Annotated in this window: 22 protein-coding genes; all 22 read right to left on the bottom strand. The window is 43.2% G+C overall.

Translation table 11 applies throughout. From position 1 onward, the window contains the following. Window positions 1-204 precede the first annotated feature (204 nt). Entirely contained in the window at window positions 205-627 is a 423-nt protein-coding gene (locus ACKTR5_RS10045; RefSeq protein WP_407881229.1) for an ArpU family phage packaging/lysis transcriptional regulator, read from the bottom strand. Between the two features lie 87 nt (window positions 628-714). Further along, the gene (locus ACKTR5_RS10040; protein WP_407881227.1) at window positions 715-1020 is read right to left on the bottom strand and encodes a DUF4153 domain-containing protein; all 306 of its coding nucleotides are present in this window, start codon (window positions 1018-1020) and stop codon (window positions 715-717) included. Beyond that, complete coding sequence (locus ACKTR5_RS10035; RefSeq protein ID WP_407881225.1) at window positions 1017-1571, bottom strand: hypothetical protein; 555 nt, start codon at window positions 1569-1571, stop codon at window positions 1017-1019. Before ACKTR5_RS10035 ends, ACKTR5_RS10040 begins: the two co-directional genes overlap by 4 nt. Next, window positions 1571-1825 (bottom strand): hypothetical protein, encoded by a 255-nt coding sequence (locus ACKTR5_RS10030; protein WP_407881223.1) that lies wholly within the window; start codon window positions 1823-1825, stop codon window positions 1571-1573. The genes ACKTR5_RS10035 and ACKTR5_RS10030 overlap by 1 nt, the downstream gene beginning before the upstream one ends. Before the next feature lie 123 nt (window positions 1826-1948). Continuing rightward, window positions 1949-2242, bottom strand: coding sequence for a hypothetical protein (locus ACKTR5_RS10025; RefSeq protein WP_407881221.1), 294 nt, complete (start codon window positions 2240-2242; stop codon window positions 1949-1951). Next, entirely contained in the window at window positions 2217-2498 is a 282-nt protein-coding gene (locus ACKTR5_RS10020; RefSeq protein WP_407881220.1) for a hypothetical protein, read from the bottom strand. The genes ACKTR5_RS10025 and ACKTR5_RS10020 overlap by 26 nt, the downstream gene beginning before the upstream one ends. After that, entirely contained in the window at window positions 2495-2986 is a 492-nt protein-coding gene (locus tag ACKTR5_RS10015; RefSeq protein WP_407881218.1) for a DUF1064 domain-containing protein, read from the bottom strand. Before ACKTR5_RS10015 ends, ACKTR5_RS10020 begins: the two co-directional genes overlap by 4 nt. Window positions 2987-3077: 91 nt before the next feature. Further along, the gene (locus ACKTR5_RS10010) at window positions 3078-3290 is read right to left on the bottom strand and encodes a DUF3310 domain-containing protein (RefSeq protein WP_407881217.1); all 213 of its coding nucleotides are present in this window, start codon (window positions 3288-3290) and stop codon (window positions 3078-3080) included. Then, complete coding sequence (locus tag ACKTR5_RS10005; RefSeq protein WP_407881215.1) at window positions 3290-3733, bottom strand: ArpU family phage packaging/lysis transcriptional regulator; 444 nt, start codon at window positions 3731-3733, stop codon at window positions 3290-3292. The genes ACKTR5_RS10010 and ACKTR5_RS10005 overlap by 1 nt, the downstream gene beginning before the upstream one ends. Beyond that, the gene (locus tag ACKTR5_RS10000) at window positions 3714-4109 is read right to left on the bottom strand and encodes a hypothetical protein (RefSeq protein WP_407881213.1); all 396 of its coding nucleotides are present in this window, start codon (window positions 4107-4109) and stop codon (window positions 3714-3716) included. Before ACKTR5_RS10000 ends, ACKTR5_RS10005 begins: the two co-directional genes overlap by 20 nt. Then, entirely contained in the window at window positions 4102-4317 is a 216-nt protein-coding gene (locus ACKTR5_RS09995) for a hypothetical protein (RefSeq protein WP_407881212.1), read from the bottom strand. The genes ACKTR5_RS10000 and ACKTR5_RS09995 overlap by 8 nt, the downstream gene beginning before the upstream one ends. Then, complete coding sequence (locus ACKTR5_RS09990) at window positions 4310-4768, bottom strand: DNA N-6-adenine-methyltransferase (protein WP_407881210.1); 459 nt, start codon at window positions 4766-4768, stop codon at window positions 4310-4312. Before ACKTR5_RS09990 ends, ACKTR5_RS09995 begins: the two co-directional genes overlap by 8 nt. Next, complete coding sequence (locus ACKTR5_RS09985) at window positions 4765-4965, bottom strand: hypothetical protein (RefSeq protein ID WP_407881208.1); 201 nt, start codon at window positions 4963-4965, stop codon at window positions 4765-4767. Before ACKTR5_RS09985 ends, ACKTR5_RS09990 begins: the two co-directional genes overlap by 4 nt. Continuing rightward, a complete protein-coding gene (locus ACKTR5_RS09980) occupies window positions 4965-5156 on the bottom strand; it encodes a hypothetical protein (protein ID WP_407881206.1) in 192 nt (63 codons plus the stop codon). The genes ACKTR5_RS09985 and ACKTR5_RS09980 overlap by 1 nt, the downstream gene beginning before the upstream one ends. Beyond that, complete coding sequence (locus ACKTR5_RS09975) at window positions 5153-5578, bottom strand: YopX family protein (RefSeq protein WP_407881205.1); 426 nt, start codon at window positions 5576-5578, stop codon at window positions 5153-5155. Before ACKTR5_RS09975 ends, ACKTR5_RS09980 begins: the two co-directional genes overlap by 4 nt. Window positions 5579-5605: 27 nt before the next feature. Continuing rightward, window positions 5606-5845: a hypothetical protein gene (locus tag ACKTR5_RS09970; protein WP_407881203.1), complete on the bottom strand. Its 240-nt coding sequence runs from the start codon at window positions 5843-5845 to the stop codon at window positions 5606-5608. A gap of 13 nt (window positions 5846-5858) precedes the next feature. Further along, window positions 5859-6197, bottom strand: a complete 339-nt coding sequence (locus ACKTR5_RS09965; RefSeq protein ID WP_407881202.1) for a hypothetical protein — start codon at window positions 6195-6197, stop codon at window positions 5859-5861. After that, window positions 6194-7453 carry a DnaB-like helicase C-terminal domain-containing protein gene (locus tag ACKTR5_RS09960; RefSeq protein WP_407881201.1) on the bottom strand — a complete coding sequence of 420 codons (1260 nt, stop codon included), beginning with the start codon at window positions 7451-7453 and terminating at the stop codon, window positions 6194-6196. The genes ACKTR5_RS09965 and ACKTR5_RS09960 overlap by 4 nt, the downstream gene beginning before the upstream one ends. Then, window positions 7422-8315, bottom strand: coding sequence for a replication protein (locus ACKTR5_RS09955; RefSeq protein WP_407881199.1), 894 nt, complete (start codon window positions 8313-8315; stop codon window positions 7422-7424). The genes ACKTR5_RS09960 and ACKTR5_RS09955 overlap by 32 nt, the downstream gene beginning before the upstream one ends. Before the next feature lie 18 nt (window positions 8316-8333). After that, window positions 8334-8903: a DUF669 domain-containing protein gene (locus ACKTR5_RS09950; protein ID WP_407881198.1), complete on the bottom strand. Its 570-nt coding sequence runs from the start codon at window positions 8901-8903 to the stop codon at window positions 8334-8336. Then, a complete protein-coding gene (locus ACKTR5_RS09945) occupies window positions 8903-9661 on the bottom strand; it encodes an AAA family ATPase (protein ID WP_407881196.1) in 759 nt (252 codons plus the stop codon). The genes ACKTR5_RS09950 and ACKTR5_RS09945 overlap by 1 nt, the downstream gene beginning before the upstream one ends. Before the next feature lie 9 nt (window positions 9662-9670). Next, window positions 9671-9826, bottom strand: coding sequence for a siphovirus Gp157 family protein (locus ACKTR5_RS09940; RefSeq protein WP_407881260.1), 156 nt, complete (start codon window positions 9824-9826; stop codon window positions 9671-9673). Window positions 9827-9832 lie beyond the last annotated feature (6 nt).

The raw sequence follows: 9832 nt of genomic DNA, 5'->3' as shown, positions 1-9832 counted from the left end.
CATGGATTCAGTTCACATGTGCAGACAGGGCTGGTGTTGCTATCTGCACTTATACCGTGTGGTGGAATCGAACCACCCATACGTCCTATCACGGCACCTGTTGCCATCAGGTACAAGAAATCGAAGGTTTTCGCTGCTTTGGCATGTTACCAATATAACCCCCAAAACTAGCCTGTGCCTGTCGATTTACTGCCGATTATCTGCCTAAATCCTGACCATTTTTTCAGCTTCGAAGATTTCACCGTAACGAAACCCTTCTGCAAAACGATATAAAGCACGCCGTTTGTATCGATAATATGGCCGTTCCGATAACCCTAATTCAGTCATCACGTCCGTATCATTTGGTTCAGATGGATCAACGTACAAGCTGAACAAAATGTTTTTACTCAAGTTATCGCACAAGTTGATTGCCAGTAAAATGTCTCGCAGTTCTTCCTCAGCGTCAATTCGTCGTACCATACGTTCTTCCGTGTGGTTAGTAACGGATGGTGACTTGGGCTGTGAATCAAATACTGGTGACTTTAGTTCTGACATTCGTTTACCTGCTTGCCGCATTAGTCGGCCACATTTGTTTAATTCCTTCTTGGCTGCCTTAATCACCGCATCCTCATTCACATCAACCGCCATCCTTTGCTATAATGAGTTGTTGAGTTCATTGAGCAAAGGTCGCTTCCTCGTTTGGGGATGCGGCTTTTTTTAATTAGTCGCAACTTGTTAGATAACTTGATGGCATACCCAGAACATTATCAAGGCCGCCAGACACATTGTCACTGAGCCAACAATCAATTCAAGCGATGACTTATCTTCCGACTCCTGATTAGTAGGCAATACGAAATTAATCAAAGTGTACAATCCAGTTGCGATCGGTACGTTTAAACTTGGCAACTTGAAAAGTGGTGTGATGAACCAATTCCAACCAACGGATAGTACAAAACCAGCAAGCCACCAAACTAGGAAAAGTGAAACGAGTAAGCGGATAAACTTGTTAAAAGACATCGTGTCTATCTCTTCCTTCTTCACTGTGTCACTTCCTTATCTGTATGAAGCTCGTCCCATAATGCAGTCAAATGTTCTTTGGTCAAAACATAACTATTTGTCCCAGTTACATTTTCTGATTGCATAGTAACAATTGATCCATCTAAACAGTGAATGACTAAGTATCCATCCTTGTGATGCCCGGTTCCCATAGTCAACATCCACCTAGTACCAATGCCTTCTACTGTGTATGTGGTGACACATGTGATATACGCATGCTGCAAATGAGGCTTTAGTTCTTTCCAAAATGCATCAATGTCGTTCTGTCTTTGCTTGGCTTTGACCTTCTTGCTTTCACCTGAAAGTTCGACCAGCTTATCAACGACGTCACCAAGACTGACGCCATCTGAATATGAGAGAACACTGCCATATGCTTTCGATTTCTTCAATCCATCTACATCGTTCAATTCGGGAAAATCCGTTAAGCGCAATCGTGTGATCTTCGAAACATCTTTATTTTGCCCCGGATTAACACTTGGTGCCTGTGAACCACGTTTTGGTATCTTCGGTGCTAGACTTCTACCCCTTTTATACATTATTTTCCCATCCCATCTAACTCGGTTTGCCCGTCCGCTTCGTCACCATCGGTATCAAGTTCAGTCTGTGCTGGCATCATCGTGATTCCAACAGATGAGCCTTGTGCTTGAACTAGCGCAGCGACTTCGGCAGATAAATCTTGTGTTGGCGCTTCAACACGTAGTACAGCGATTTTGCCATCTTTGCGTGTTTTGAATTGTACGTTTGCTAATTCGCCTTTGAATGAAAAACTGTTGTCCTTTAATTCTGCCATGATTTCTTTCCTCCATAGCCTGCTTCTAAACAGCGTTTAGAGCGGCTGTTTTATTTTGTGGGTAAATACACCCGAAATAGATTTGATGTCGAGTAATCAACGTAATTACTTTAATTTCTAGCCTTAAACGCGACTCTGCGATAGATGTCTGCCACGCTCCACTAACTCGGCGCGTTGTTCATCAGTTAGTTCACGTTTTTTATGTTCACGTGGTTTGGGGATGTACCAACTTTCTTTTAAGTCCCCTTCGATACTCATAACTTGTCCGTCATCATATCGCGTTATTTTCTGATTTTCTAATACAGAACTGTATTTTTTGAAGTCCAAACTTCGGGAGGTATAAATATGCCAACGCTTCTTTTCGCCATCAATAGACAAGATAGTTTCTTGTTCATTTGAGCTCAGATGTTGTTTCATCACTAGCGCCTCCCATCAACAACAATTCATACATAATCTTGTTTTTTTCAGCCACGCTTAATCCCTTCTTAGACTTAATCAAATAGTATGATTCACCACGGGCATGACCTACATCCAGCTTGATTAAGATGTTGTTAGCCCAAATGATAGTCCGCCACATATCGCCGCCATGGTCCTTCAAACCATCGGCCAAGAAGTTAAAATAGGCTGTTCGGCACCGTTCATGTTCCACTGGTCTCATCTTCCGTTCAATCAATAGTTAGTCGCCTCTTTCCAGTTATAAAAAACGTCACTTCGAACAATTGGACTTGGCGTCTTAGCCTGACCGCTCAGATTCAGCTGCTTAGTTACACCAATACATGCAGCTTTAAAATCATGTTTGCGGACCACCACAGCCTCAACTGGTACCCCAGTCTGCATAGCGAACAAGCGAAACGTCAATCGGTTACCATTATCGATTCCATACACACCAAACGAATTCTTAACGTCGTAAACGTGCAGGATGTGCATGAAGTCGTCATAGATCACAAAATCTGGTGTATACCGAATACCGCTAATAACCGCTCCCTGTTCAACCTGCTTCTTATCAGCGAGCACAAACCGTGGATGAACTGATACACGATCAGAAGCTACCTGGTCCTTAATGAAACGCTCATAGAAATCCAGTTCCTTTTGGCTATCGAACTTCTGACCCCACTTCTCAATCTTTTTACCGCTCTTATTCAATGCCGTTGGTGAATTCATTTCTTTCTCCTTTCAATCATCACGTCACTCACGATGAAACAAATCAGCACAACTGCCGTGAATGCCGCAATAAAACAATCAATCAACGTCACTAGTCGCTACCTTCCTCATACTCTTTTAACCGCCGTAAGTATGTCATGGCCTTGTCTAAATCTTCGATACCGTTCTTTTGTTCATAACGCACCGTATATTTGATGATGTTGCCTTTCATAAACCCACGAAACTCATCAGCTGTCATCTGTTCAGCGTAACTATCAATTAGGTCTTTACCGTTGGCACCCTTGTAGTAACTAGATTCAATCATCAGTCACCAGCTCCTTTGTAAACTTCTATATTTTCCATGCCGAAAATTGCCGCAAATTCTAATAACCCAATTTGTTTACGCTCGTGCAATCGTGACTGTCCATACTGAGTGGAAATACCAATTGCCACAGCAGTCATTGGTTTATCAACAATGTAATAATAATTAAGTATTTTTTGGTTTATCTCATCCGTTACCTTATCAATAGCCGCTAAACACGCCTTACAAAACTTTTCTGCCTCAAGCTGCTTATCAATCTCATTTACCACGGCAGCTTCGTACCCATTGGATTTAACTGGTTGTTTATCTAACGCAATTGGCCCACTGCCTTTTAGTTCCAGCGTTGTTTTTCCTGAACGAAGCTTCATCATCCGATACTGGGACAAAACAGTATTAGCGTTAGCAACGGTTTTAGCCTTATCAATATCAGGAAGCAGTATTTTCATGTTCTACCTCAGTCGCTGCTCCAGTGATTTTTTCCATTTCTAATGCCAGCCCTTTTATGAATTTTTTACGGCGATCTGCATATGCATCCATATCATTCTCAAATACATCCTTAGAGACACTGACTTCTTTATACATTCCATCTCCGAAACACATACGCAAAGTGGGTTCATCCCATGATGACCCTTGAATACCACCAATAAAGGTGTCTGCATTGAGTTCAATCAGATAGCCGTCTTCCTTACTCCAAACTTCATCAGCCGTAAATCTCCAATCTGATAGAGTGCCTAACTCGGCACTAATGATTTTGTTCTTATTTGCTTCAATCAATGACTTTGCCTTATCGAAATCGTAGGCATTATAAACTTTCTTATTCATGTTCTACCTCCAGCTTTCGCCCACAAATGGGGCAGAAATTAATAGCACAGTCATCAAGCATTTCTTCTTCGGAGTACACGTTAACCGATACCAAGCTGTGCCAACACATCAGCGGCTGTATAACAATTTTGAAACCACCAGCATCACCAAATTCATTAAACGGTTCATGGCAGTATTCACACGCTTGTTGTTCTTTCGTTTCAGTCATTGCTGTCTCCGTAAACCACAATTGCAGATGGAAATGGTGCGGGTTGTCCCGCTTCTCCACCAATTTCAAATTTTAATCTGCCACGTAAGAAAGTGATTTTGGCCTTATTAAAAATGAAATCATGCCAATAACTGGTATCTGTCCGTGAAGGAATCAGCAACACGATCTTCCCATCTCGATCCAGCGAACTTTGGTAAGCCTTTTGAACCCATTTTCGTAAATCACGTCCATATGGGGGATTCAAAAACAAATTGCCTGGTATCTTTGTCCAATCAGTGCTTAGTGAATCTTGTTCCGGCGTGATGAACTCTGCACATTTAGCGTTATCTGAACGTGCAGCTAAATCTGTCGTGAAATTATATTTTTGATTCAATTCATCGAACATTTTTTGAGGCGTTTCCCAATCGTCTTTGTTGCTCGTCAGTGCCGTTCCTGAATAAAACTCAGTCATTTGCTCTCCTCTTTTTCCAAAACGTCTTCATATCCATGTTTAATGCACCAGTCAATAAATTCATCGTCTTGCGACCATGTATGAATACCACCATTGCGCAAACGAATAAATCTTTCTTCGTTATACGGATGGACAGCCTTGAGCGTACGAAGATGTGCAGCAAAGTTTTGAAACCTTTGTTCTTTCGTTTCAATCATCATTTCCCCTTAGTCATGTACCACATTTCCCAACCGATCACCGCTATAGATAAAGCTCCCAGAAACCAGCTCCGGTAACCACTCGTTAAACTAACGTTTCCAATTTTATACTCGCCCGATACACACGCCATGAGAATCCATAAACAATACATGGCAATAACACCAGCACTAAAAGCATCCCATTTATTCATTTTTCAGTTTCCTCCAATAGTTCCGGGTTCTCGTGAATGTTGCCGATAATCTCACCAATTAGAGCGGCATCAGTAAGGTTATAAGGCCCTGCACAGAACCCCGCGTTATTCCACCAAATAGTGTTTCGATGTTTGTCAGGATCGGGCTCCCAAGTGATGATATCGCCTTCGTAGATTTCTTTGCCATTGACATCATCATGTAGGCCTGTGTACTGTTCAAACATCAGCTCTTCAATTTCTGCACGGCCACAGTAGCGCTCAACGTCAGCGAAATCCTTAATATTCTGTGCGCGCACATAGTAGACTTCACGCTTGAAATTGCCGTGGTCATCAGTCCCATGCGGTTCCCAATCCATTTCGACAACATTCATCAACTTATGTTGCGCTTTGTCCCACGCTCGGAACTTGATTTCTCGTGTCATTATTTTGCCTCCTCAAATTGTTCCTTTTCATTCACCTTTTCGTTCAAACCGCATTGTGTAACTATCAAACGTTGCTTCGTTTGTTGCTTGGACCTCGTGAGTAAATACGGCGTCTTCTAGGTGCCCAAGATTGTAAATGCAGAGTTGTAAAAACAGTTCTAACGCAATGCTCTCTTTTTCTGGGTTATCAGCATCACGCTGCACTATCTTGAAACACTCTTCGATCCGCCGATCTAGTTGCTCTTGCTTTAGCGTTTGCTTACCCATGTTTACTCACCCTCTACATAATCTCTGGCACGTTCTTGTTAAACCGCGCCAGATAATGGTTCCATCCTTTAATTAAATCGTTAATTGTCATCAACTGATCCCGTGTCATTTTGGGGACTGTACTTTCAAACGTCATCGCACCCGGCACGCTCTCATCAAGTGCTGTTGCCAACGCCATCCGCTGGTAACCCAACTCTTCGGTGCGTAACTTACCAGCAGCCTCATCGTTTTTGCCAACTAGTGGTTGCCACTGTCGATGTAAGTCACTCGCCTGATCGAGATAAAAGATGACGCCGATGCTGTACGTTAGTCCTAACAAATCCATCACGTTGTTAAACTCAATCAGTGTCATGAATCAAAGCGCTCAGTCATCTTCTGAATGGACTTGATAAACTTGATCTTCGATTTACGGAGCTCACCACCACGGTTCTTTTGAACATCAAAAATCAATGTGTCCGTAGCCTGTGGTTGTTCGTGTTCCCGATACAAGAACGCCACGACGTTACTGTCCTGTTCAATGGCGCCCGTTTCCCGCAGATCTGACAGCATGGGCTGCTTATTATCCCGGCTTTCAATACCACGACTTAACTGACTGAGTAAGATAATTGGGATATTCAGCTGGTTAGTTAGTAGCTTAAGTTGACGGGTCACACCCTCAATCTGCAACCGGTGGTCACGTTCACTGGGATTAGTAATCAGCTGTAAGTAATCAATGATCGCCAAATACTTACCCTGTTTAGCGCCCGCTGCCCGTTCACTGATCTTGTTAGCAATGTCCTGAATTTGGCTAAATTGGTCATAAAAGACTAAATCCCACGCATCAACCATCTTGATAGCCGCCTCCACATTGAAACGATCAGCACCCTTGATGGTTTTATACGGGTTAGCAAACATTTGCGATGGTACGGCCGTTAAGTTCGCCATGATTCGGTTGTGGTTTTCCTCATTGGGCATTTCCAACGAGAAGAAATCAATTGTTAGCTCAGGATCTTTACGCAACGCCTTAATTGCCAAATTCACACAAAACGATGACTTACCAACTGCCGGTCGTGCCCCGATGGTTAACAGTTCACCGCCAACTAACCCACGTTTCGTCAGGTTATCCACGAACCGGAACGAGTGAATGCCGTCGGTTGCATCATGGTTCATGCGTTCGATCAACTTGTTCCCTAAATCCGTCATGGTCTCCACAGGTATTTCATCAGGCTCGTGGAGTTTGTTTAGCAACTCTTGCATCTGATTAGTCAGTTCAGTAGTTGGTGCTTGCGTATAAGTCTGTGACACGGTCTGCAACGATCGTTCCAAGTAAGCCCGCTTAACCGCCCGCAAATAACCCTTAAACTCAAACTTCAATTGTTCCGTGTTTGACAGGTTCTTCCACAAGTTCGGGTCAATGATATTGCCACTTTGTTCTTCGAACTCCCTGCGCAATTGGATAAATCCCTGAAACTCACCATTACGGTTGTTGATAAAGGTCACCAGGGCCTGCAAATCTTGATTGGTAAACCATTCTGGCTTAACCACGTTCACTCGGATTAACGATGGCTGGTCAACTAACGCGTTGACTACGTTGTATTCAATGTCTTGTCCGTTGTACGTAATCCTCAACCTCCTTTCTCGTGATTGGAATATCCGGATCAGCCTCAAAGTCAGCGATAACTTCCTCAACATCGCCGCCATTTGTTTCTAGTGCATCGTGAATACTGTCATCTTTTGATGACGTCACTTCTGGAGTTGCCGCTGCACTTGGCACGCCACGATCTCGTTTTACTTGAATCACTAACTTATCAAACTGAGCCCGTAGCTTGGTCATTGACAGAATGTTACCTGACCAAAACGAATTGGCTTGTGACCATTCAATTAGAAATTCAATTTGTTCTGGCGTACGGTGGTCACGTTCTTTCATCAAGCGAACCACGTCTGCCCACTTTTGAATGTCCTCACTATGTCGTCGGTTAGGATTATTTTTATCCATCAGTGTCTGCAACAACTTTGCCAAGCGCAGCTCATCAGAATCGTCAGCGTAAATCGCTGACTTCTTTTTCTTCTCATTCTTAGCATTCTTGATTGTGTCGGCTGGATGTCGGTTAGATGTCGGTTGGTTGTCGGCTGGCTGTGCAGTTTGCTGATACTCATCCCAGTTATCTATTGATATGACGCTGTATCTGTTACTTGAGTTGATGTGCAACATTTTTGCTTTTTCTAATTTTTTTAAGCTTCTCCAGACAAAATCGCTGTGCACTTGCTGTGCAGGTTTGGCACCTTGGTTCATCTCAAACGTTAGTGCGTTGCGGCCTGTGACGAATTCTCCGCTGTGCACGGCAACCTCCTCTCCATTGAAGATCATGCGGTTACCAGAATGCGATGCTTTCATTAAGCAAAGCGTCCAAAGCTTATACAGATTGGCGTCAGACCAGACAAACGATTTCTGTACCTTTCGATATAACTTGATCCACCCCTCGTTAGCCATTCAGCCCACCTCAAATCATTAGAAGGGTAAATCGTCATCACTGATGTCGATGGATTTATCATTATTGGCCGCAAATGGGTCTGGAGTTGCTTGGCTGTTACCAGCTTCTTCTTTCCACTTGTGTTGCATCTCTGGAAATTCAGTTTCAGCAAAGTTCCATGGTGCCGCCCGGTTAACCTTGGTTGTTTTACCGTTGTAAGTGTTGTCTTCATTTGATAAATGAACCCGCACCGCTTTGTGGTACAAGAATGAAATAAAATCGTCAGGGAAGTCATAGGCCTTGTGGTTAGGGAAACCGGCTGCTTTCATGACAAGATCAAGGTGATCCTCGTCATAAGCCTGGGTTACCTTACGTTTCCAGTTATCAATGAACACATGTCGGTTATGGTACTTAGCGTTTGTTTCTGATAAATCTGGTGCCTTATCTAAGTCATTACGGACAACTAGATCCAACTGTAATGATTCAGCGCCACTTTTAGTGGCTTGCTCCTGTACCTTATTAATCACCATTTCATAATCACCGGCTGGCAGTGCATCGTAGTCACCACCCACTGGCAAGTTGTCGTAGTCCATCATTCGTTTACCCATTATTTAGTTGCTCCTTTGCTTGTTGACTTTTCTTGTGATTGTTTGCTGCCAAATTTATACAGTTCAGCAATTGGTGCGACCTTACGATCGTCTAGGCGATTCTTGGCATAAACCGTGTTGTTACCCTCTAACATGACGCCTCGATTGCCCGTCTTAGGATTAACAATTAACCGGGCCACAACATCAGCTAGCCCCAAGAAACCATTCAGTGACTTCAAGCGAATATCTGGTGCATACTGGCTAAACGTTTGCCCACTTTCCAATTCGTTTTCAATCCTTTGTTCCCACGCCGTAATTAAGATATTGATGTTCGGAATCATGTAAATTGTGGTTACGACCCGGGCAAAATAATTCGTCCATTGGGAGTAGTCTTGAATTTCGTTAGAAATACCGTTGTGACTTTTCCGACCCATTTCAACAAACCAGTCTTTTTCTAGGCTTGAAACGTTATCGATGACAAGATTGTCATACTTTTTCCCGCTTGCTTTTACATCTGGGTCAGCCAGAAAGCTGTTCAAATCCTCGATTGGGTGTTCGCGGTCAAATGGTCGCCCCGTTTTAGTCCCGTCAGCAAATTTATAAAGATCTACATTTGGTGCAATTTTGCTTAAAACCTTGCTTGAATTATCTAGATCCAACAGCAACGTTTTACCGGGTAAATGCCGCAAACTGGTTGTTTTTCCTTGCCCGGCTTTAGCGTAAAGAATCATCTTCCAACTAGCCGCTTTAGCAATGTCGTTTGTGCTTTGTGTAATCATGCTGTTCTCCTAACTAATCCGTAGTGATTCGCCTTGTTCAAGATGAGCGCCCTTAATGATTTCGCCCTGTTTCAGCGCGTCTTTTAACTTGGCTTTATCGAGAGCATGAACTTCATGAATAGCGAAGAATTTATCTGGGATAACTGCCTCGTCAGTAACAACCATCTTCAC

This window comes from Furfurilactobacillus entadae (assembly GCF_045862745.1).
Lineage (GTDB): Bacteria > Bacillota > Bacilli > Lactobacillales > Lactobacillaceae > Furfurilactobacillus > Furfurilactobacillus entadae.
Note: the sequence above shows the minus strand (reverse complement) of the source record. Positions and strands in the feature narration are given on the sequence as shown.